Raw genomic sequence first — 22196 nt, forward strand, 5'->3', positions numbered from 1 at the left:
CCGGGACGACGACGGGCCCCGACCCTCCCGGAGGAGGATCGGGGCCCGTGTGTCAGGCGTTCAGGAGTGCGTCACTCCGCGCCGGCCTGCAGCTCGCCCGTCGGGGGCAGGTCGCGGACCGAGACGCCGGTGGGGGCGTCGAGCGCCGCGGCCGCGCCCACGCTCACCGGGCCGCGGTCGTGCTCGCCCTTCGAGACACCCCGGAAGGTGAACTCTCCGAGCAGGCCCTCGCCCTCGGCGTCGACCAGGACGATCTCGCCGGCCTTGAGCTCGCCGAACAGGATCTTCTCCGAGAGCACGTCCTCGATGTCGCGCTGGATCGCGCGGCGCAGCGGACGAGCACCCAGGACCGGGTCGTAGCCCTTCTCGGCGAGGAGCTGCTTCGCGGGCTGCGTGAGCTCGATGCCCATGTCCTTGTCCCGCAGGCGGGCGTCGAGACGGGCGATCATCAGGTCGACGATCTGGATGATCTCGGCCTGCGAGAGCTGCGGGAAGACCACCACGTCGTCGACGCGGTTGAGGAACTCCGGCCGGAAGTGCTGCTTGAGCTCGTCGTTGACCTTCGCCTTCATGCGCTCGTAGGACGTGACCAGGTCGCCGCCGGCGTTGAAGCCGGTCTGGACGCCCTTGGCGATGTCCCGCGTGCCGAGGTTGGTCGTCATGATGATGACGGTGTTCTTGAAGTCCACGACGCGGCCCTGCGAGTCGGTCAGGCGACCGTCCTCGAGGATCTGCAGGAGCGAGTTGAAGATGTCCGCGTGGGCCTTCTCCACCTCGTCGAACAGGACGACCGAGAACGGCTTGCGCCGCACCTTCTCGGTGAGCTGGCCACCCTCGTCGTACCCGACGTAGCCGGGGGGCGAGCCGAACAGCCGCGAGACGGTGTGCTTCTCGGAGAACTCCGACATGTCGAGCTGGATGAGCGCGTCCTCGTCCCCGAAGAGGAACTCGGCGAGCGCCTTGGCCAGCTCCGTCTTCCCGACGCCCGTGGGGCCGGCGAAGATGAACGACCCACCGGGGCGCTTCGGGTCCTTGAGGCCCGCACGCGTCCGGCGGATGGCCTGCGACAGCGCCTTGATCGCGGCCTCCTGGCCGACGACGCGCTTGTGCAGCTCGTCCTCCATGTTGAGCAGGCGGCTGGACTCCTCCTCGGTGAGCTTGAAGACCGGGATGCCCGTGGCCATGGCCAGGACCTCGGCGATCAGCTCCTCGTCCACCTCCGCGACGGTGTCCAGGTCACCGGACTTCCACGCCTTCTCCTTGTCGGCGCGCTTCGCGGTGAGCTGCTTCTCCTTGTCGCGCAGGCCGGCGGCCTTCTCGAAGTCCTGCGCGTCGATCGCGGACTCCTTCTCGCGGCGCGCCTCGGCGATCTCCTCGTCGAGCTCCTTGAGCTCCGGCGGGGCCGTCATGCGGCGGATGCGCAGGCGCGCGCCCGCCTCGTCGATGAGGTCGATCGCCTTGTCCGGGAGGAACCGGTCGTTGATGTACCGGTCCGCGAGCGTGGCCGCGGAGACGAGCGCGGAGTCCGTGATGGACACGCGGTGGTGCGCCTCGTAGCGGTCGCGCAGGCCCTTGAGGATCTCGATGGCGTGCGGGAGCGACGGCTCGGCGACCTGGATGGGCTGGAAGCGGCGCTCCAGGGCCGGGTCCTTCTCGACGTGCTTGCGGTACTCGTCGAGCGTCGTCGCGCCGATGGTCTGCAGCTCGCCGCGCGCGAGCATCGGCTTGAGGATGCTCGCGGCGTCGATCGCGCCCTCGGCGGCACCCGCCCCGACGAGGGTGTGGATCTCGTCGATGAACAGGATGATGTCGCCGCGCGTGCGGATCTCCTTGAGGACCTTCTTCAGGCGCTCCTCGAAGTCGCCGCGGTAGCGCGAGCCGGCCACGAGCGCGCCGAGGTCGAGCGTGTAGAGCTGCTTGTCCTTGAGCGTCTCGGGAACGTCCCCGCGGACGATGTCCTGGGCGAGGCCCTCGACGACGGCCGTCTTGCCGACGCCGGGCTCGCCGATGAGGACGGGGTTGTTCTTGGTGCGGCGGCTCAGCACCTGCATGACGCGCTCGATCTCGAGGCTGCGCCCGATGACCGGGTCGAGCTTGCCCTCGCGCGCGGCCTGGGTGAGGTTGCGCCCGAACTGGTCGAGCACGGCCGAGCCGGACGGCTGGCCCTCGGTGGGACCGCCGGCGGCGACCGGCTCCTTGCCCTGGTAGCCGGACAGGAGCTGGATGACCTGCTGGCGCACCTTGTTGAGGTCGGCGCCCATCTTCGTCAGGACCTGGGCGGCGACGCCCTCGCCCTCGCGGATGAGGCCGAGCAGGATGTGCTCGGTGCCGATGTAGTTGTGGCCGAGCTGGAGCGCCTCGCGCAGCGACAGCTCGAGCACCTTCTTGGCGCGCGGCGTGAACGGGATGTGCCCGCTCGGGGCCTGCTGGCCCTCGCCGATGATCTCGGTCACCTGGGTGCGGACGCCGTCGAGGGAGATCCCGAGGGACTCCAGCGCCTTGGCCGCGACACCCTCGCCCTCGTGGATGAGGCCGAGGAGGATGTGCTCGGTGCCGATGTAGTTGTGGTTGAGCATCCGCGCCTCTTCCTGGGCGAGGACGACGACCCGACGGGCTCGGTCTGTGAATCTCTCGAACATGTGCTGCTCCTCGTGAGCGGCGTACACCTGCCCGCCGGACGACGGGTACAAGCCTGACCGCATTGACTCTATGCGGTTCGAACGAGCCGCACCCCCTCCGTATGCCGTTGTTCGCCAGGGGCGTGAAAGAGGGGTCGCGCCGTGACCTGCCGGGCGGTCGCGGGTGCACGACGGCGGAGATCACCCGGCCCGACACGCGCCGGGGGCGTTGACCGCGGCCCGCGCCACGGGCAGGCTCGGGAGTGCGCCCCGCACGACGTCCAGAAGGGTGGCGAGAGCGATGCACCAACCGGACCAGCCGCCGGAGGACACCCCCGCACCGGACGCGGACGAGCGAGAGGCACGCCCCGCGGGCTCGGCCGCGTCGTGGGAGCAGGTGGTCGCGCGGTTCCACGGCGCCGTCGCGGAGGTCGACGACCCGCTCACCTGGGGCCTCGACCTCGACGAGGAGACGCTCACGGGTGCCGGCCACGGGGCGCACGACCCGGCCGAGGAGCGCTTCCTGCGCTCCTACGTGTCGTTCACGGGCGAGACGCTCGACGTCGAGACGCTGCGGGTGCGGGCCGCGCACGACGAGCAGGCCGAGGACATCGCCCGCACCGCGCTCAGCGGGGCGCTCGCCGCGCCCCTGCACTCGGACACCCCCGGCGACGACGACTTCCTCGACTCCTACCAGGAGTACCGCGCCGCGATGCGCGCGATCGTCGAGGAGGTGGACGTCGCGCCCGTCGTGCGCACCACGTTCCGGGTCGACGGCGAGACCCGCCCCTGCCTGTACGTCACCGTGCGGGAGCACGCCGCGGCGTACGTGCCGGTCGGGGACCGGGCGCTCGTCGTCTCGGGCCCGGCGGACCTGCTCGCGCGGGTCGACGTCGTCACCCGCCCCCTGCGCAACATCCTCCAGGACGAGCCCGACCCGCGGTTCTGACCGGCTCCACGCGCCGCGCCGCGGGACTCTCGTCCACGACCTCGGGACGCCCGTCCCGGGCGCGGCGCGGCCCCGCGGCCTAGGGTCGAGTCAGCACCGGCGCCGCCGACGGCGTCGGGGACAGCACGCCGACGGCGCACGCGGTCGGCCGACCGGGCGGAGGTGGCGAGATGCGCGGCGTGATCGTCGGTGTCGACGGGTCGGAGGAGTCGGGCGGCGCGCTCGACTGGGCGCTGCGCGAGGCGGCGGACCGGGCGGTGCCACTGACGGCCGTGCTCGCGTTCGAGTCGCGGCAGGGGCCGGGCGACGGCCCCGACGCGGCGGCCGAGGAGAAGCGGGCGCTCGTCCAGGAGTGGCTCGACGCCGCGCGCGCCCGCACGGGGATCGGCCCGGACGCGGTCGCCGCGACGGCCGTCGCCGAGCGCGGCAGCCCCGCGGCCGTCCTGCTCGCCCTCGCCCAGCCACGCGTCGCGCAGGCCGCCCAGGACGACGTGCGGCCCGACGCCGCCGACGGCGACGACGCCGACCTGCTCGTCCTCGGCCGCTGCGGCCGGGGCCGCCTCGGCCGGATGGTCCTCGGGTCGGTGCCGACCGCCGTCGTGCAGCACGCGACCGTCCCCGTGACCGTGGTGCGCGGGACGCCCGACGTGCGCCACGACCACGCGCGGCCCGTCGTCGTCGGGGTCGACGGGTCGTCGACGTCGGTCCAGGCGCTGCGGCACGGCGCCGACGTCGCGCGGCGCACGGGCGCGACGCTCGAGGCCCTGTTCTGCTGGCAGATCGTCTCGCTCGCGCCCCTGCCCGACTCGTGGGGATGGACGCCGCCCATCGACGACTACGAGAAGTTCGCCGCCCAGAAGCTCGACGCCGCGCTCGAAGCGGCGGGGGTCGACCTGCCCGACGACCGCCTCGTGCGCAGCGTGCAGCACGTGCACGCCGCGAAGGGGGTCATCGAGGCGTCGTCGCGCGCGGAGCGGCTCGTGCTCGGCAACCGCGGCGTCGGCGGGTTCGACCGGCTGCTCCTGGGCTCGGTGAGCCGGCACGCGGTCGAGTACGCGCACTGCCCGGTCACGGTCGTGCGACCCGCGGACGCGACGCACCCGTCGGGCGCGCACGACGACTGAGGTCACCCGCGCCGAGCGGCCGTCCCCCGGAACGCGAACACGAGGACGCGCACGGCGAGCACGGTGCCCACGAACCCGAGCGCCGCACCGAGCACGGCGAACAGGCGCAGGCCCTCGACGAGCTCGGGGCCGGAGTCCGCGGAGACCAGCACGACCGCCGCGACGACGGCCGCGGCAGCAATGACGGTGGACACGACCTGCTGCACGAGGCCGGTGAGGAACGCGCGGTCCTCGGGGTGCGCGAACGAGCGGACGTTGACGGTGAGCCGCCCGGCCTCGACGTCGCTCGTGATCTTCGCGAGCCGGCGCGGGAGCCGTTCCAGCTCGGGCGCGAGGCCGAGGAACAGGCTCGTCGCCCGCTCGCGCAGGCCCTCCGGCGTCACGACGCGCCGCACGAGCGGCTGCGCGGTCGCGCGGGCCCCGGCGACGAGGTCGAACCCGGGGTCGAGCAGGCGCAGCGTGCCCTCCAGCGACGTGAACGTGCGGAACGCGGCGGCGACCTGCGACGGGACGGCGAGGCCCGCGTCGGTGACGAGCCGGAACAGCGCGGTGAACATCGCGCCGCTCGCGCCGGCGCCGCGGAACCGCACGATCACCTGCCCGACGGCGCGCTCCAGGCGGCGCACGTCGAGGTCGACCGGGGCGTCGAGCAGCTCCAGGAGGGCGTCGGTCGCGGCGACGGCGTCGTCGGCGTCGACCGCGAGCAGCACCGCCGCGAGCGCGAGCCGGTCGGGCTCGCCGAGCCGGCCGACGGAGCCCATGTCGAGCAGGCCGAGACGGCCGTCGGCGGTGACGAGCACGTTCCCGGGGTGGAGGTCGGCGTGGAAGGTGCCCGCGACCAGCACCTGCTCGAGCGTCGCGGTGAGGAGGCGGGAGGCGAGGTCGGCGCGCACGGCGTCGTCGAGGCCCGCGAGCACGTCCGCGGCGCGGCCGAGGGGAACGCCGTCGAGCCGTTCCATGACGAGCAACGTCGTGCCGGAGAGCTCGGGGTAGACGTCGGGGACCCGGACGCGCGGCCCTGCGCCCGGGTCGGCGGCGTCGTCGGGGCGCCGGTCCCCCGCCGCTCCCCGCGCGAGCGCGGCGCGCAGCGCGAGCGTGTTCTCCAGCTCGACCGTGTAGTCGAGCTCCTCGCGCAGCGACGCGGCGAAGCCGTCGGCGAGGTCGACGACGCCGAGCGAGCGGCCCCACGCGGTGTCGCGCTCGATGCGGCGCGCGAGCCGCCCGAGGATCGCGAGATCCGTCTCGACCTGGGCACGGGCGCCCGGGCGCTGCACCTTGACCACGACGTCGCGCCCGTCGAGCAGGCGGGCCGCGTGGACCTGGCCCACGGACGCCGAGGCGAGGGGCTCCGGCGAGAAGTCGGCGAACGCCTCGTCGACCGGGCGTCCGAGCGCACCCGCGACGGCCGCCTCCACGTGCGACCACGGCGCGGGCGGGACCTCGCTCTGGAGCGTGGCGAGCGCGTCCGCGAACGCGGCGGGGAGCAGGTCGCGGCGCGTGGACAGCACCTGGCCGAACTTCACGAAGGTCACGCCGGCGTCGCTGAGGGCGTCGCGCAGCGCGGCGGCCTGGCGCCGCTGGTCGGTGCGCGACAGCCGCGACCCGTCCGGCTGCCGCGCCCCGCGCGTGAGCGCCCCGCCGAGACCGTGCCGGACGCCGATCCCCAGGATCTGGGCGTACCGCCGCGTCTCGCGGCGGCCCTGGCGCAGCCCGCGGAGCGCGCGCCACGGCCCAGGGACGGAGCCCGTCGGGACGAGGAGCTCGAGCACGAGGAGCACGCACAGCCCGAGCACGAACGCCCACGCGAACGCGAGCACGACCGCGACGAGCGCGACGCCCGGCGCGACGGTGAGCGTCCCGTCCGGGCGCGACCAGCCGGCGTCGAGCAGGCCGCCCGTGAGCACCCAGGACGCGACCGACAGCATCGCGAGGGCCACGACCGCCGAGCGGATCCAGCCGACCGGCGCGCCCATGACGCGCCGCGCCGTCGCGGCGAGGAGCAGCAGCATGCCGACGGTGAAGACGAGGCCGAACAGACCGACGAGGAGACCGGAGAGCACCTGCATGGCGGCCACTCTTCCGGACCGCACGGCAGACCACCAGCACGCGCCACCGGCGCGCCCCGCCCGCCCGAGCCGGTCGCGGCGACCAGCGCCGCACGGCCGCGGCATGGGCGGCACCGACGTCCGTGGCGCGGCATGATGGAGCTCCCCGACAGGCCGGAGCCCCGATGACGAACGTCGACCTCCTCACGGAAGCCCACCTCACGACCGCCCGCACCGCGCCGAACGGTCGCAGCGCCGAGGTCGTGCTGCACGACGGCCCGCTGCGCCAGACGATCCTCGCGCTGCGCGCGGGCGTCGAGCTCGGGGAGCACAACTCCCCGCCCGCGGCGTCGATCCAGGTGCTGCGCGGGCGGGTCCGGGTCACAGCGCTCGGCGAGGGCGACGTGGAGCTGGGCGAAGGCGAGCTGCGCGTGCTCACGCACGAGCGGCACGCGGTGAGCGCGGTCGAGGACGCGGCGTTCCTCCTGACGACCGTGACGAGCGTCCCGGGCAGCTGAGCGCCTGCTCCTGCGAACCGCCCGCACGGCTGCCAGGGTGGTGCGGATGAGAGCCTCGACAACGACGACCGTCCTCGCCGCGAGCGCCCTGGTCCTCGCGGCCTGCACCGCGACCCCCGGCGACGCTCCGGGCACCCCGGAACCGTCGGCCCCGGCTCCCTCGACCTCTGCCGCGACCCCGGCACCCGGCGATCCCGCCGCGGCGCTCCCGACGGACGCGCCCGCCGACGTCCTCCTCCCCGCGGGGGCGTGGGGCGGCGAGGGAGGACGCGAGGAGGCGGAGGGGGTCGCGGACTGGCACCTCCCGGAGGCGTGCGCGGACGGCGGCCCCGCGGACGCCACGGCGATGCGCACCGCGACCGAGGGCGACGGCGCGGCCGAGGGCACCGTGGGGGTCCACCAGGTCGCGGTGTTCGCCGACGCCGACGCCGCGACCGCGGAGGCCGCGCGGCTCGCGGACCTGCTCGCCGCGTGCGCGGCGCAGGGCGGCGCGGAGGGCTCGACGTACACGGCCGAGCCGCTCGACGTCGGCGCCCAGGGCAGCGGCCTGGCCACCGACTACTACGGGTCGGGCGGGAGCGGGGACCTGGACACGGCGCTCGGCACCTACCTGGCGACCACGCGGCGCGGTGCCGCGGTCACCCTCGTCGCGCTCGACGGCGGGGAGAGCACCGTGGGCGCGGCCCGCGAGACGGTCGCGGAGCAGACCCGCGCCGCGTGGGAGCTGCTGTGCCGCTACGAGCAGGCGGGCTGCTGACCGAGGGCGCCCTCCCGCCCGGGAGGTTCACTCCCGGGAGGTCGCGCCCGGGTCGCCGTGGCGGCCGCTCAGCCCCTGACGGCCCAGGCCGCGAGGGCCAGCGCCGTGACGTCCTCCGCGACGGCGCCCGGCCAGTCGGGCCGCTCGCCGACGGCGAGGCGTCGCCACGCCGCACCGCCCCACGTCCCGACGGCCCCGCCCGCGGCTCCCACGACGGCGGCGAGGACCAGCCCGACCGGACCGGTCCGGTGCCGGGCGACGAGCACCCCGCCCACGGCGCCGCTCGCGACGCGGACGACGGGGCCGGGCGGCGCGAGCCGGCTCGGCGTCTGCGGCAGCTTGTCGCCGACCAGCTCGCCGACGACGCCCAGGAGCGCCGCACCGCGCGCGAGCGGCCCGGGTCCGTGACCCGACCGGCCCGACCCGCCGGGCCGCACGAGGCCGGCCAGCACCGGCGCCGCGACCCCGAGGCTGCTGCGCGAGCCCGCGGCGACGCCGAGCGCGAGGGCCCGGGCGAGCACCGCCGTCGTGCCGCGCGGCGCGGCTGCGTCCTGGGACGTCATGGGGTCCTCCTGCGGTGGGGTGGTGGCCCGGTCGACCGGGTCCTCCCGAACGTAGCCGCTCGCGGGGCGGCCCACCCGGCGGCGACGCGTCCCGCTCGCCGGGTCCCGCGCCCGGTCCCGGGCCCACCCTGAGCGACGTCGCGGTCGGCGAGCAGGCGCTGCGCCTCGCGGTCGCCCGGGCGACGACGCACCCCGGCGCGTGGTGGTCCGGTGCCCGGTCGTGCTGCGAGAGCCCACCCCGTGCCCCTGACGCCGCCCCTCGCGGACGGGTCGAGCAAGAACGGTTGACGGATCGGCCCCACGGGGGCATGATCGGGAGGAAATGATACCCCCTAGGGGTATCAGCGGCCGAGAGGAGACACGGTGGACCACCGCACGGAGCACGGCCCCGGGCGTCGGACCGGCGCGGACGGCGAGCACGGGCACCACGAGGCGCACACGCACACCGAGGCGCACGGGCACCCCGGCGCGGCGGCGACCGCCGCCGTCGACCACGCGACGCACGACCCGGCCGCGCACGGCGGCCACGACACGGCGGGGCACGAGGACCACCACGCGGCGGGTCACGGCACCGCGGGCCACGGCACGGCCGGGCACGAGGGCTACGGCATGGCCGGGCACGAGGGCGGCACGGCCGGGCACGAGGGCCACGGCACGGCCGGGCATGAGGGTCACGACATGGCGGGTCACGGGGGTCACGGGGGGCACGGCGACCACGTCGGGCAGTTCCGCCGCCTGTTCTGGATCATGCTCGTCCTCGCGGTCCCCACGGTCGCGCTGAACGCCATGTTCGCGATGCTCCTGGGCTACGACCTGCCCGACGCCGCGTGGGTGCCCTGGGTGTCCCCCGTCCTCGGCACGGTGATCTACGCCTGGGGCGGGCGCCCGTTCCTCACCAGTGCGGTGAGCGAGCTGCGGAGCCGCAAGCCCGGGATGATGACGCTCATCTCGCTCGCCATCACGGTCGCGTTCGTGTCCTCGCTGGGAGCGAGCCTGGGCCTGCTCGCGCACGAGCTCGACGTCTGGTGGGAGCTCGCGCTCCTCGTCGTCATCATGCTGCTCGGCCACTGGCTCGAGATGCGCTCGCTCGCGCAGACCGCGTCCGCGCTCGACTCGCTCGCCGCGCTGCTCCCGGACGAGGCGGAGCGGGTCGCCGAGGACGGGACCGTGGCGACCGTCGCGCCGACGGACCTGCGCGTGGGCGACCTGGTCGTCGTCCGGCCGGGAGGGCGCGTGCCCGCGGACGGCGAGGTCGCGTCCGGGTCCGCGGACGTCGACGAGTCGATGATCACCGGCGAGTCGCGCCCCGTGCGCCGCACCGTCGGGGACGCCGTCGTCGCGGGGACCGTCGCGACGGACGACGCGCTGCGCGTGCGGATCACGGCCGTCGGCGAGGACACCGCGCTCGCGGGCATCCAGCGGCTCGTCGCAGACGCGCAGGCGTCGTCGACGAAGACCCAGCGCCTCGCAGACCGTGCCGCCGGGTGGCTGTTCTGGTACGCGCTCGGGGCCGCTGCCCTGACGATCGGCCTGTGGCTCGTCTTCGGCACGCCCGAGCAGGCGCTGATCCGGGCGATCACCGTCCTCGTCATCGCGTGCCCCCACGCGCTGGGTCTCGCGATCCCGCTCGTCGTCTCGCTGTCGACGGAGCGCGCCGCGAAGGCGGGCGTCCTCGTCAAGGACCGTCTGGCGCTCGAGCGCATGCGCACCGTGGACACCGTCCTGTTCGACAAGACCGGGACGCTCACCGCGGGCGAGCCGGTCGTCGTGCACCTCGCGACCGCGGGCGGCACGTCCGAGGCCGCGCTGCTCGCGCTCGCCGCGGCGGCCGAGGCGGACAGCCAGCACCCGCTCGCCCGCGCGATCGTGCGGGCGGCCGAGGAGCGGGGCGACGACGTCCCCCGCGCCACCGACTTCCGGTCGCTCACGGCCGTCGGCGTCGAGGCGACCGTCCCGACCCCCGACGGCGCGCGCCGCGTCGCGGTCGGCGGGCCGGCACTCCTGCGCGAGCGCGGGCTCGACCCCCTGCCCGACGCCGCGGCGTGGGCCGAGGACGGGTCGACCGTCCTGCACGTGGTCGTCTCGGACGAGGCCGGCACCCGCACCGGCACCGCGTCGGACGCGCGGTCCGGCGAGGTCGTGGGCGCGTTCGCCCTGGCGGACGCGATCCGTCCCGAGTCGCGCGAGGCCGTCGACGCGCTGCACCGGCGCGGCATCCGGGTCGTCATGATCACCGGCGACGCCGAGCCCGTCGCCCGCGCGGTCGGGCGCGAGCTCGGCATCGACCAGGTCTTCGCGGGCGTGCGCCCCGAGGACAAGGACGCGAAGGTCGCCGAGCTGCAGCACGGCGGGCGCGTCGTCGCGATGGTCGGCGACGGCGTCAACGACGCCCCGGCGCTCGCCCAGGCGGACGTCGGCATCGCGATCGGCGCGGGCACCGACGTCGCGATCGCGTCCGCCGGGGTGATCCTCGCGAGCTCCGACCCGCGGGCGGTGCTGTCGATCATCGAGCTGTCGCACGCGTCGTACCGCAAGATGCAGCAGAACCTGTGGTGGGCCGCGGGCTACAACATCGCGGCCGTGCCCCTCGCCGCGGGCGTGCTCGCGCCCGTCGGGTTCGTCATGCCGATGGCGGTGGGCGCGATCCTCATGTCCGCGTCGACGGTCATCGTCGCGCTCAACGCGCAGCTCCTGCGCCGCACCGACCTCGACCCGGCCCGGCTCGCGTCGCGGTGACCGGGGCCGCGAGACCCCCTCGACCACGAGGTTGCTGTCGTTCTGCCGCGCAGGGCGACAGCAACCTCGTGGTCGGCCGCGCGGAAGGTCGTGCTCGACCGTGAGGAACCCCGTGCGCGCTGCGAGACTGGGCTGGTGACCACGCCGCACCCCGACGACCGGCCCGTCGCCGGCGTCCTCCTCACGCCCGGCGCCGGCGCGAGCCGCGACCACCGCGCGCTCGTCGCGATCGACGAGGCGCTGGCCGCCCTCGACCCGCCCGTCCCCGTGCGCCGCGTCGACTTCCCCTACCGGATCGCCGGCAAGCGGATGCCCGACCGGCCGCCCGTCGCGATCGCGCACGTCCGCGCCGAGGCGGAGGCGTTCGCCGCCGAGCTCGGCACCACGACGGACCACCTCGTGCTCGGAGGCCGCTCGTACGGCGGCCGCATGTGCTCGATGGCCGTCGCCGAGGGGCTCCCCGCCGCCGGGCTGGCCCTCGTCAGCTACCCGCTGCACCCGCCGGGCAAGCCCGAGCGCCTGCGGACCGAGCACTTCCCGGACCTCCACGTGCCGGTCCTCCTCGTCTCCGGGCGCACCGACCCGTTCGCGACGCCGGACGAGCTCGCCGAGCACACCGCCGCGATCCCCGGGCCCGTCACGCGCGTCGAGCTGCCCGGCGCCCACGACCTCAAGGGGCAGGACGCGGCCGTGTGCGAGGCCGTCGTCCGGTGGCTCGCGACGCTCGAGGCCTGACCCGCCGCAGGGCGCCGCCCCGACGTTCCGACCCGCCCGCACGACTGCGTACGATGTGCCGCGGACCGCTCCCGAACGACCCGGAGGTGTTGATGCGCGCCGCTGGCCGCCTGCTCGCCCTCGCACCGCTTGCGCTGCTCGTGGTGGCCGTCGCCGCCGCACCCGCGACCGCAGTCGGCCGGGACGGCGAGAGCGGGCTCGAGGTGAGCGTCGACGGCGTCTCGTTCGACCCGGAGCGCCTCTGGTCCGAGTGGGGCGCGGTCTCCTACGCCGTGAGCGCGCCGGACGGGAGCCGCGAGCGGTACTACTCCGACTCCTACGGCCCGCGCGACTCCGCGGACGGGTTCCTGGCCTTCTCGGTGCCGTCGCGCACGTTCCCCGACGGCTACTGCGTCACGTGGGCCCAGGTGTCCGGCCTGCGGGCACAGCACGCGCGGTGGAACGGGGACGACCCCGTCTGCACGACGGCGCAGGCCGAGCCCTCCCCCACGACGGCGCCCCCGGCGCCGACCCCCGACGCCCCCGCGACCTCGGCCCCGACGGCCGAGGCGCCGCCGGCCGCGGCGGTCGTGGAGGCGCCCGTCGAGACGCCGGACGCGCCGGAGCCCGACGTCACGGAGGAGCCGACCGTCGAGCCGACGGAGGAACCGACCACGGCCGCCCCCGTCGAGCCGACGCCGACCGCCGCGCCCACGACCGCGGGCCCCGAGCCGGCGCGCGTCCCGCTCGCGTCCGTCGACCGCACGGCGCCGCCCCCGCCCGCGGGCGAGACCTTCCCGACCTTCGCCGCGGTAGGCATCGGCGGGCTCGTCGCCGCCGCGGCCGGCGGCGTGATCCTGCTCGTGCGCCGCGTGGGCTGAGGCCTCAGCGGCGGGCGGTGCCCGCCGTCGTCCAGCCGGACCGGCGCTCCCCGCTGGCCCGCGCGCACCGGGAGCGCGCGGCGCTGCTCAGCCGCTCAGGCCGCTGTCCTGTGGTCCCGGGTCTCGCGGCTGCGCACGGACCTCGGCGTGCGGGACCGGCCGGGCGAAGAGCCCGAGGAGCCCGAGCACGGCGACGATCCCTCCGGCGGCCGCTGTCGTGGCTGCACAACCCAGGAGAAGGGTCACGTGCACGCGCGGCACGCCGTCTTCCGCCAGCGGGTTGTCGGAGATGACGCCCACGGTGTAACCGGTGACGACGCCGGCGACCACCAGCACGAGGCCGAGGCCCATCAGGGTGACTGCGACGCTGCGGGACATCTCGCTCCTCGGGGTCGGGTCGTGCGGCCGACGTGCATCGTGCGGCCCGTGCGCCGTCCGGCCGCCACGAGTCGGTGCTCGAGTGTCGCACCGCTCCGCGCCGCCCCCTGAGCACGACGAAGGCCCGGAACCGTGGGTTCCGGGCCTTCGTCACCGAGCCGCCTAAGGGAATCGAACCCTTGACCTATTCATTACGAGTGAATCGCTCTGCCGACTGAGCTAAGGCGGCGTGCTACGTCCCGGTCCGCTCGGCGAACCGGTGGCAACGAGCGCCTACTGTACCCAACGACCGGGCCAGATTCCAAAGCGGGCCCGAGGGCCGCTGTCGGGCGCCCTCCGCGTCAGCAGCGGAGCCCGTCCTCGGGGACTGTCCCGTCCACGAGGTAGGCGTCCACGGCGTCGCTCAGGCAGTCGTTCGCGCGCCCGTACGCGGTGTGCCCCTCGCCCTCCCAGGTGACCAGGACGGCGGAGTCGAGCGTGTCGGCGAGACCCTCGGCCCACACGTACGGGGTGGCCGGGTCGTTGGTCGTGCCGATGACGAGGATCGGCGCGGCGCCCTTCGCGGCGAGGTCGAACTCCTGGTCGACGACGGGGTACGCCCAGCCCTCGCACGTGAGCCCACCGAACGCGAAGAAGTAGCCCATCGTCGGGGCCTCCTCCTCGAGCCGCTCGAGCTGGGCCTGCATCGCGGCCGGGTCGTCGTCCTGGCGCCCGTCGAGACAGTTCACGGCCCGGAACGCCTCGGCCGAGTTCGACGAGTACGTGCCGTCGGCGTTCCGGTCGTTGTAGAAGTCGGCGAGGTAGAGCAGGCCGTTGCCGGTGCCCTCCTCGAACGCCTCGGTGAGCGCCTGCGTGAGCACGGGCCAGCTCTGGTCGTTGTACAGCGTGACGGCGACGCCGTAGAAACCGAGGGTCTGCGTGACGCTGCGACCCGAGTCCGTCGGGAGCGGGTTCGCCTTCGCGGCGTCGAGGAGCGAGCGGATCTGGCGCATCCCCGCGTCCGTGTCGCCCTTCAGGGGGCACCCGGCTCCGGCCTGGCAGTCCTCGACGTACGCGCGCAGGGCGTTCTCGAAGCCGACGGCCTGCTGCTCGGAGATCTCGTCCGGGTCGAGCGAGGTGTCGATCGCCCCGTCGAGCACCATGCGGCCGACCTTGTCCGGGAACAGCCCGGCGTACGTGGCCCCGAGCTGCGTGCCGTAGGAGTAGCCGAGGTACGCGAGCTTCTCGTCACCGAGGACGGCGCGCAGCATGTCCATGTCGCGGGCCGCGCTCTGGGTGTCGACCTGCCCGAGGAGCTCGCCCGTGTTGTCGGCGCACGCCTCGGCCCAGGCGCGACGGTCCTCCGCGAGCGCCTCGAGCCCCGCCTCGTCCGTGTCGAAGTCGCGCGACAGGGACTCGTCCTTCGCGGCGTCGTCGAGGCACACGACGGGCGAGGACTGCCCGACGCCGCGGGGGTCGAAGCCCACGAGGTCGTAGGCCGCGGTGACGCTCTCGCCGACGGTCGGCGCGAGCGACGCGACGAAGTCGACGCCCGACGCGCCGGGCCCGCCGGGGTTGGTGAGGAGCGAGCCGATGCGCTCGCCGGTCGCGGGCTGGCGCTTGACCGCGAGCTCGATCTCGCCCGCCGCCGGGTCCTGCCACGAGAGGGGGGCGCGCGCCGTCGTGCACTCCCAGCCGGCTCCGCAGTCCTCCCACGCGAGGGTCTGCCCGTAGAACTCCTCGAAGCCCTCCGGTCCCGTCTCGCCCGTGCCGGTCGACGACGCGGTCGGGACGTCCTCGACCGGGATCTGCTGCTTCGGGGGCGCCGAGCACGCGCCCGCGACGAGAGCCAGCACGAGGGTCGCGGCGCAGGCCAGGGCGCGGCGAGCGGGGCGGGAGGAGGGGGACGTCGTCACCCGGACACGGTAGCCGCTCGCCCGTCGCGCGGGAGACGGCCCACCGGCGGCGGCCCGTCCTTTCACGCGCTCTTCACCACGGGGGTCGTCACCCCGCGGTCCAGGCGAACTCGCCGGCCGCGCCCTCGGCCGGCGGCGGCACGACGACGGTCCCGCGGTCCCCGAGCACGACGCTCACGTCGGCGCTGGTGTCCACGCCGTCGGGCACCGCGACGACGGACGTCGCGGGGACGTAGTCCATGGTGCACGCGGTGTCGGCGGGGATGTCGACGAACGACACCACGACGTCGCTCCCCTCGACCGCGGCGTCGTCCTCGGCGAGCAGCGGGCACGTGCTGGACCCGAACGTCACGACGAGCAGGAGGCCCGGCTCGGCGCTCCACGCGGCGCCGGTGCCGCCCTCGGTCGGCGCGTCCGCGCCGGGCGGCAGGCCCTTGCCGTGCGCGCCCGCGACGACGTCCATCGTCGCGGCGTCAGGCAGGCCCTGCTGCTCGTCGGTGGCGTCGTCGGTCGGCTCCGTGGAGGGCTCCGTCGAGGGGTCGCCGTCGGGCTCCGTGGTCTCCTCGGTGGCGCTCGTGCCGTCACCGCCCTCGTCGGTTCCGGACGCGCACGCCCCGAGCAGGGCGACCGTGGCCGTGAGCGCGAGCGCCGCGGTGAGGCGCGCGGTGCGGGCGGCGGGACGACGGGCGGGGACCATGGGAACTCCTCGGTCGGCGACGGGTGCGCGACCATCGTGGTCCGCGCCGGGACCTCGCGCGCGCCGAACCGCCGACGCGCCGCGGGATCGTGACCCGACGGTGACCCGGGGTGGGAGCATCCCCGCATGGACGCACCGCACCCGACCCGCGGCACCGAGCGGCCCCCGCTCCCCTGGGGCCTGCGCACCGACCTCCTGCGGCACGGCGACGGCGGCGACTCGAGCCGGGTCGGCTACGTGGAGCTGTTCTTCGACCTGGTGTTCGTGTTCGCGGTCACCCAGCTCTCGCACGGGCTCATCGCGCACCCCGGCGTCGAGGCGCTCGGGCACACTCTCCTGCTCGGCGTCGCCGTCTGGTGGGTGTGGGTCGACACGATGTGGGTGACGAACTGGCTCGACCCCGAGCGCCTGCCGGTGCGAGGCCTGCTCGTGGTGCTCATGCTGCTGGGCCTCGTCCTCGCGAGCGCGATCCCGGAGGCGTTCGGCGACAAGGGCCTGCTGTTCGCCGTCATGCTCGTCGCGATGCAGGTGGGGCGCAGCCTCTTCACGATGGTCGCGATGGGCCGCGTCTGGCCCGAGAACGCGGTGAACTTCGTCCGCATCACGACGTGGCTCGCGGCGTCGGGCGCGCTGTGGGTCGGGGGCGGTCTCGTCGAGGAGCACCGCCTGCTGCTGTGGGCGGTCGCGGCCGCGATCGACGTCGCCGGGCCGCGCGCGATGTTCTGGCTCCCGGGGCTCGGGGCGTCGCGCGCGAGCACGTGGGTGGTCCGCGGGGAGCACATGGCCGAACGGGTCAGCCTGTTCGTCATCATCTGCCTGGGCGAGTCGATCATCGTCACGGGCGCCGCGTTCGCCGAGCTCCCCCTCGACCTCACGACCGTCTCCGCGTTCTGCTCCGCGTTCGCGAGCACCGTGCTCATGTGGCTGCTGTTCTTCGACCGGTCCGAGCGGCGTGCCACCGAGTACTTCACGTCGCGCGCCGAGCGCGGGATGGTCGCCCAGACGGCGTACACGTACGTCCCGTTCGTCATCGTCGCCGGGATCGTGCTCACCGCCGTCGCCGACGAGCTCGTGCTCCTGCACCCGCTCGGGCACGACGGCGGTCACGCCGACGCCTGGACCGCCGGCCTCGTGTGCGGGGCGGCGGCGACGTACCTCGTGGGGAACGCGCTGTTCCGGCGCGCGACGGGCGGGCGCTGGTCGCTCCCGCACGTGCTGGGCGCCGTCGCGGTCGGCGTGCTCTTCGCCGTCCACGCGTGGCTCTCGCCGCTCGCGCTCAACTGGGTGACGGACGGCGTCCTGCTGGCGGTCATCGTGGGCGACGTCGTCCGCGCGCGGCGGGTCCCGATCCCACCGTCGGGCGCGCTGTCGGACGGGCCGTCGGACGGGCCGGGCGCGCCCGCGGGGCCTCCGCCCGGGCCACCGGCCGGGACGTCGTGAGCCGCGGCACCGCGCGCCTCGCCGGGCGCGATCGTCGCGACGTCGCTACGTTCGCCCTGATGGCGCGGGGCAGCAGGCCGTCGCGTCGCGGGACCCGTCGAGAAAGGGCGTGACCGTGGACTTCTGGGACTTCTTCTGGCTCCTCGTGTGGAGCTTCTTCTTCATCGCGTACCTCATCGTGCTCTTCCAGATCATCGCGGACCTGTTCCGTGACCGGGAGCTCTCCGGGTGGTGGAAGGCAGTCTGGATCATCTTCCTCATCTTCCTGCCCGTACTGACGTCGCTCGTCTACCTCATCGCGCGGGGGCGCGGCATGGCGGAGCGACAGGCCGCGGCCGTCGTCCAGGCGAAGCACGACACGGACGCCTACATCCGCCAGGTCGCGACGACGTCGCCGGCCGAGCAGATCTCCCACGCCAAGTCGCTCCTCGACTCGGGCGCCATCACCCCCGAGGAGTTCGCGCAGCTCAAGGCGAAGGCGCTCGCCTGACCGACCCCTCCCTCCCCCGGGCCGGGCGTACCCGCGTGCGGGTGCGCCCGGCCCGTCCCACGATCGAGACATGACCCGCTTCGGCTACACCCTCATGACCGAGCAGTCCGGCCCTCGTGCGCTCGTGGAGCACGCGGTCGACGCGGAGCGCGTCGGCTTCGACTTCGAGGTGATGAGCGACCACTACTTCCCCTGGCTCGACGCCCAGGGCCACGCCCCGTACGCGTGGTCCGTGCTCGGGGCGGTCGCCCAGGCGACCGAGCGCGTCGGCCTCATGACGTACGTGACCTGCCCCCTCCTGCGCTACCACCCCGCGGTCGTGGCGCAGAAGGCCGCGACCGTGGCGCTCCTGTCCGACGACCGCTTCACCCTCGGGCTCGGCGCCGGGGAGAACCTCAACGAGCACGTGGCGGGCGAGCGCTGGCCCGCCGTCGGCGAGCGGCACGACATGCTCGAGGAGGCGGTGGAGATCATCCGCTCGCTGCTCGACGGCGAGCGCCTCACGTTCGACGGCGTCCACTACCGCGTCGACTCCGCCAAGCTCTGGGACCTGCCCGACGAGACGGTCGAGATCGGCGTGGCGGTCTCCGGCCCGCAGTCGATCGAGCGGTTCGCCCCGCTGGCCGACCACCTCGTCACGACCGAGCCCGAGGCCGGCGTCGTGCAGCGGTGGTCCTCGGTCCGCGAGCGCGCCGAGCTCGCGCCGTCGCGCGTCGTGGGGCAGATGCCGATCTGCTGGGACCCGGACGAGGAGACCGCCGTGGCGCGCGCGCACGAGCAGTTCCGGTGGTTCGGCGGCGGTTGGCGCGTCAACGCGGACCTGCCGACGACCGAGGCGTTCGAGGCGGCGACGGCGTTCGTGCGGCCCGAGGACGTGGCCGCGTCCATCCCGTGCGGCCCCGACCTGGATGCGGTCGTCGAGGCGGCGTCCGCGTGGTGGGAGGCGGGGTTCACCGACCTCGCGCTCGTCCAGGTGGGCGAGGTCGGGCAGCGCGAGTTCCTCGAGACCGCGGCCGGGCCGCTCCTGGAGAAGCTCCGCGCGGCGGCGCCGTCGAGCTAGCGGCCGTCAGCCCTGGGGCCGCAGCGCGACGACCATCGCCTCCACGGCCAGCAGCGGCGCGACGTTGCCCTCGAGCCGCTCGCGCGCGACGCCGATCGCGTCCATGCGCCGCACCGTCTGCTCGGGCGTCGAGTCCTGCGCGAGCGCGCTCACCGTCTCGGCGAGCTCGGTGTTGACGAGCTCGACCTGCGCCCCGAGCTGGACCACGAGCACGTCGCGGTACAGCGAGAGCAGGTCGACCATCGCGCGGTCGAGCACGTCGCGCTGGTGGCGCGTCGCACGCCGCTTCTGGTCGGCCTCGAGGTCGCGGAGCTGGGAGCGCAGCCGCGGCGGGAGCGTCTCGCCGTCCGCGACGCCGAGCGCACGCAGGAGCTCGGCCTTCTCCGCGGCGTCGCGCTCCTCCGTCGCCGCCTTCGCCTCGGCCTGCGCGAGATCCACGAGCTCTCCCGCCGCGAGCACGGCGTCGCCCACCCCGCGGACCCGCCGGGCGAGCGACAGCACGGACGTGCGGCGCTCGCGCGCGCCCGCGTCCCGCGCGAGGCGCCGGGCGAGGCCGATGTGGCTCTGGGCCGCGCGCGCCGCGACGAGTGCGACGTGCTCGTCGACGCCGTCGCGCTGCACGAGCAAGCCCGCGACGGCCTCGACCGGCGGCACCCGCAGCACGACCCCGCGGCACCGCGAGCGGATCGTCACGAGCACGTCCTGCGGGCTCGGGGCGCAGAGGATCCACACCGTGTGCGGGGCGGGCTCCTCGATCGCCTTGAGGAGGACGTTCGTGGTGCGCTCCGCCATGCGGTCGGCGTCCTCGACGACGATGACCCGACGCCGACCCTGCGACGGGCTGCGACTCGCGACCGTCACCAGGTCGCGCACGTCGTCGATCTTGATGGTCACGAGCTCGGTCGCGACGAGCGTCACGTCCGGGTGCGTCCCGGCGAGGGTCGTGCGGCACGCCTGGCAGCGCCCGCAGCCGCCCTGCTCGCACTGGAGCGCGGCCGCGAACGCGCGCGCGGCGTTCGAGCGGCCGGACCCGGGCGGGCCGGTGAGCAGCCACGCGTGGGTCATCGCGGCGGGGTCGGTGGCCGCGGCACGGAGCGTCGCGACGGACTGCTCCTGCCCGACGACGTCGTCCCAGACGCTCATGCGCGCGCGTCCCCGGCAGGCCGCGCCGGGGCGCCCGGGAGGAGGTCCGTGCCCGGCGCGTAGCCGATCGCGCTGTCCGTGTCGTCGAAGCCGTCGTCGGGCAGCGCGGCGACCGTGTCCTCGGCCTCCTCGACGACGGGCGTGAGCTCGAGCCGCGCGGCGACGTCGACCCGGATCTGCGCCTGGAGGTCGTCGACCGAGCCCGCGGCGTCGAGGACGACCCAGCGGTCCGGGTCCGACGCCGCGCGCGTGAGGAACGCCTCGCGCGTGCGGCGGTGGAACTCCGCCCCCGCGCGCTCGAGGCGGTCGTGCTGGCGGCGGATGCGACCGGCGGCGACCGCCGGGTCGAGGTCGAGCAGGATCGTCACGTCGGGCAGGAGGTCCTGCACGGCCCAGCGGGAGATGAGCTCGACCTCGTCCGCACCGAGCTCGCGCCCGCCCGCCTGGTAGGCGACCGACGAGTCGAGGTAGCGGTCCGTGACGACGATCGCGCCGCGCTCGAGCGCGGGGCGCACGAGGCTCGCGACGTGGTGCGCGCGGTCCGCGGCGTAGATGAGCGCCTCCGTGCGGGGGTCCATGTCCTGCCCGTGGAGCACCGCGGCGCGCAGCTCCTTGCCGAGCTCCGTGCCGCCCGGCTCGCGCGTCAGCACGACCTCGCGCCCCGTGAGCTCGCCGAGCCACTGCCCGAGCAGGCGCGCCTGCGTCGACTTGCCGACGCCGTCGCCGCCCTCGAAGGAGATGAAGTACCCGGGTGCGCTCACGGCGACCACCCTAGTCGCGACGTCGGACACGGGCCGGTCCCCCGGCCGCCGGTCGTGCGGGACGGCCGCAGGCGCCGGACGCGCGGGATAGCCTCGGGCCATGCCCGATCCCGTGACCACCCCCGCGACGGACCCCGCGCCCGCTCCTCTGCCCACCCCCGGCGTCGCGTTCGCCGGGCGGACGTTCGACGCCGTGCTGTTCGACATGGACGGCACCCTCATCGACTCGGTCCCGGCGGTGGACCGGAACTGGCGTCGCTGGGCCGCGGAGCACGGGCTGCCCGACGCCGAGGACTTCCAGATCCAGCACGGCACCCCCGCGCGCACGCTCATCGCGACGCTCCTGCCGGCCGACCAGGTCGAGCCCGCGTACGACCGCATCCACGAGCTGGAGCTCGAGGACAACGAGGGCGTGACGATCCTGCCGGGGACGCGCGACGCGCTCGCCGCCCTGCCCCCGGAGCGGCAGGCGATCGTCACGTCGTGCACCCGCCCCCTCGCGGCGGCGCGCATGGCCGCGTCGGGCCTCGTCGCGCCGTCGGTGGTCGTCACCGCGGACGACGTCGCCCACGGCAAGCCCGACCCGGACCCGTTCCTCCTCGGCGCGGAGCGCCTGGGCGTGGACCCGGCGCGGTGCCTCGTCGTCGAGGACGCCCCGGCCGGGGTCGCGTCCGCCCGCGCCGCGGGGTGCGCCGTGCTCGTCGTGACGGGCACGCACACGGCCGACGAGCTGGCGTCCGCGTCCCCTGCACCCGACGCGCTGGCGGCGGGTCTGGCGGCGGTGCGCTTCGCCGCAGGCCCGGACGGCATCCGGATCACGGACGCCTGACCACCCCGCCGACCCTGCGGTCGTCTCCCGTCCTCCTCCCCTGACGGGCCAACCCCCCTGCTCGGCGGGCTGCAGCGGGCTGATACTCAGTAGACGGACGCTCGCTGGGCGGCCGCGACGACCTTCGACGCGGCGGCGTGGATCTCCGCCAGCTCGTCGAGGGTGAGGCCCGTGGCGGCGACGATCGCGGGCGGGATGCGCTCCGCGTCACGACGCCGCGCCCGCCCCTCGGGCGTGAGCGTCACGCGGACCTGGCGGCCGTCGTCGGGCGAGCGAGAACGGCGCACGTAGCCGAGGCTCTCGAGCCGCTTGAGGAGCGGCGAGAGCGTCCCGGCGTCGAGGTGCAGCCGCGCCGCGAGGTCGCCGACGGTCGACGTCGTGCCTGCCGCGTCGTCCTGCCACAGCGCGAGCAGCACGAGGTACTGCGGGTGGGTGATGCCCAGGGGCTCGAGCAGCGGCCGGTACAGGGCGACCATGCCGCGCGCGCCCGCCGAGAGCGCGAAGCAGACCTGCGCCTCGAGCGCGAGCGGGTCCGCGAACAGCGTCGCCGCGCCCGGTGCGGACGCCCCGCCGTTCTCCTCGCTCGTCATGGCGCCAT

At 75.2% G+C, this 22196-nt stretch carries 20 protein-coding genes and 1 tRNA gene; 11 read left to right on the top strand and 10 right to left on the bottom strand.

Annotated elements, in window-relative coordinates; translation table 11 throughout:
• Positions 1-71 precede the first annotated feature (71 nt).
• Positions 72-2639 (bottom strand): ATP-dependent Clp protease ATP-binding subunit, encoded by a 2568-nt coding sequence (locus RDI86_RS04440; RefSeq protein ID WP_031315080.1) that lies wholly within the window; start codon positions 2637-2639, stop codon positions 72-74.
• A gap of 280 nt (positions 2640-2919) precedes the next feature.
• Between RDI86_RS04440 and RDI86_RS04445 the strand changes: the two genes are divergently transcribed.
• Together RDI86_RS04445 and RDI86_RS04450 are read left to right on the top strand one after the other, a co-directional pair.
• A complete protein-coding gene (locus RDI86_RS04445) occupies positions 2920-3567 on the top strand; it encodes a hypothetical protein (protein ID WP_206154073.1) in 648 nt (215 codons plus the stop codon).
• Between the two features lie 170 nt (positions 3568-3737).
• Complete coding sequence (locus RDI86_RS04450) at positions 3738-4691, top strand: universal stress protein (RefSeq protein WP_308820803.1); 954 nt, start codon at positions 3738-3740, stop codon at positions 4689-4691.
• A gap of 2 nt (positions 4692-4693) precedes the next feature.
• On the opposite strand, the gene RDI86_RS04455 is transcribed toward RDI86_RS04450, so the two are convergent.
• Positions 4694-6757 carry an AarF/UbiB family protein gene (locus RDI86_RS04455; RefSeq protein ID WP_308820804.1) on the bottom strand — a complete coding sequence of 688 codons (2064 nt, stop codon included), beginning with the start codon at positions 6755-6757 and terminating at the stop codon, positions 4694-4696.
• 164 nt (positions 6758-6921) lie between these two features.
• Here RDI86_RS04455 and RDI86_RS04460 point away from each other — a divergent pair, with 164 nt between their 5' ends.
• A complete protein-coding gene (locus RDI86_RS04460) occupies positions 6922-7254 on the top strand; it encodes a cupin (RefSeq protein WP_076403395.1) in 333 nt (110 codons plus the stop codon).
• A 46-nt stretch (positions 7255-7300) separates the two neighbouring features.
• Positions 7301-8011: a hypothetical protein gene (locus RDI86_RS04465; protein WP_308820805.1), complete on the top strand. Its 711-nt coding sequence runs from the start codon at positions 7301-7303 to the stop codon at positions 8009-8011.
• A gap of 68 nt (positions 8012-8079) precedes the next feature.
• On the opposite strand, the gene RDI86_RS04470 is transcribed toward RDI86_RS04465, so the two are convergent.
• Positions 8080-8574 carry a hypothetical protein gene (locus tag RDI86_RS04470; RefSeq protein ID WP_308820806.1) on the bottom strand — a complete coding sequence of 165 codons (495 nt, stop codon included), beginning with the start codon at positions 8572-8574 and terminating at the stop codon, positions 8080-8082.
• Between the two features lie 609 nt (positions 8575-9183).
• On the opposite strand from RDI86_RS04470, the gene RDI86_RS04475 reads away from it, so the two are divergent.
• The 3 genes from RDI86_RS04475 (at position 9184) to RDI86_RS04485 (ending at position 12905) form a co-directional block, all read left to right on the top strand.
• Positions 9184-11310, top strand: a complete 2127-nt coding sequence (locus RDI86_RS04475) for a heavy metal translocating P-type ATPase (protein WP_308820949.1) — start codon at positions 9184-9186, stop codon at positions 11308-11310.
• A gap of 135 nt (positions 11311-11445) precedes the next feature.
• Positions 11446-12045: an alpha/beta family hydrolase gene (locus tag RDI86_RS04480; RefSeq protein ID WP_308820807.1), complete on the top strand. Its 600-nt coding sequence runs from the start codon at positions 11446-11448 to the stop codon at positions 12043-12045.
• A gap of 92 nt (positions 12046-12137) precedes the next feature.
• Positions 12138-12905, top strand: coding sequence for a hypothetical protein (locus RDI86_RS04485; RefSeq protein WP_061266606.1), 768 nt, complete (start codon positions 12138-12140; stop codon positions 12903-12905).
• Positions 12906-12992: 87 nt separating this feature from the next.
• On the opposite strand, the gene RDI86_RS04490 is transcribed toward RDI86_RS04485, so the two are convergent.
• From RDI86_RS04490 to RDI86_RS04505, 4 genes are all read right to left on the bottom strand, one after another.
• Positions 12993-13283, bottom strand: a complete 291-nt coding sequence (locus tag RDI86_RS04490) for a hypothetical protein (protein ID WP_168945378.1) — start codon at positions 13281-13283, stop codon at positions 12993-12995.
• A 156-nt stretch (positions 13284-13439) separates the two neighbouring features.
• Positions 13440-13512, bottom strand: a tRNA-Thr gene (locus RDI86_RS04495).
• A 112-nt stretch (positions 13513-13624) separates the two neighbouring features.
• Entirely contained in the window at positions 13625-15178 is a 1554-nt protein-coding gene (locus RDI86_RS04500) for an alpha/beta hydrolase (protein ID WP_308820808.1), read from the bottom strand.
• Positions 15179-15266: 88 nt separating this feature from the next.
• Complete coding sequence (locus RDI86_RS04505) at positions 15267-15875, bottom strand: hypothetical protein (protein WP_308820809.1); 609 nt, start codon at positions 15873-15875, stop codon at positions 15267-15269.
• Positions 15876-16001: 126 nt separating this feature from the next.
• Here RDI86_RS04505 and RDI86_RS04510 point away from each other — a divergent pair, with 126 nt between their 5' ends.
• From RDI86_RS04510 to RDI86_RS04520, 3 genes are all read left to right on the top strand, one after another.
• A complete protein-coding gene (locus tag RDI86_RS04510; RefSeq protein WP_308820810.1) occupies positions 16002-17315 on the top strand; it encodes a low temperature requirement protein A in 1314 nt (437 codons plus the stop codon).
• A 109-nt stretch (positions 17316-17424) separates the two neighbouring features.
• Positions 17425-17805, top strand: coding sequence for an SHOCT domain-containing protein (locus tag RDI86_RS04515; RefSeq protein ID WP_051027601.1), 381 nt, complete (start codon positions 17425-17427; stop codon positions 17803-17805).
• A gap of 70 nt (positions 17806-17875) precedes the next feature.
• On the top strand, positions 17876-18865 hold the full coding sequence (locus RDI86_RS04520) for a TIGR03557 family F420-dependent LLM class oxidoreductase (protein WP_021483001.1): 990 nt from the start codon (positions 17876-17878) through the stop codon (positions 18863-18865).
• 6 nt (positions 18866-18871) lie between these two features.
• Here RDI86_RS04520 and RDI86_RS04525 read toward each other — a convergent pair whose 3' ends face one another.
• A complete protein-coding gene (locus RDI86_RS04525; protein WP_308820811.1) occupies positions 18872-20008 on the bottom strand; it encodes a DNA polymerase III subunit delta' in 1137 nt (378 codons plus the stop codon).
• Positions 20005-20769 (bottom strand): dTMP kinase, encoded by a 765-nt coding sequence (gene tmk, locus RDI86_RS04530; RefSeq protein ID WP_083385458.1) that lies wholly within the window; start codon positions 20767-20769, stop codon positions 20005-20007. Before tmk ends, RDI86_RS04525 begins: the two co-directional genes overlap by 4 nt.
• 100 nt (positions 20770-20869) lie before the next feature.
• Here tmk and RDI86_RS04535 point away from each other — a divergent pair, with 100 nt between their 5' ends.
• The gene (locus RDI86_RS04535) at positions 20870-21598 is read left to right on the top strand and encodes an HAD-IA family hydrolase (RefSeq protein WP_308820812.1); all 729 of its coding nucleotides are present in this window, start codon (positions 20870-20872) and stop codon (positions 21596-21598) included.
• Between the two features lie 86 nt (positions 21599-21684).
• On the opposite strand, the gene RDI86_RS04540 is transcribed toward RDI86_RS04535, so the two are convergent.
• Positions 21685-22188 carry a MarR family winged helix-turn-helix transcriptional regulator gene (locus RDI86_RS04540; RefSeq protein ID WP_051027593.1) on the bottom strand — a complete coding sequence of 168 codons (504 nt, stop codon included), beginning with the start codon at positions 22186-22188 and terminating at the stop codon, positions 21685-21687.
• Positions 22189-22196 lie beyond the last annotated feature (8 nt).

The organism is Cellulosimicrobium sp. XJ-DQ-B-000, from assembly GCF_031119065.1.
Lineage (GTDB): Bacteria > Actinomycetota > Actinomycetes > Actinomycetales > Cellulomonadaceae > Cellulosimicrobium > Cellulosimicrobium funkei.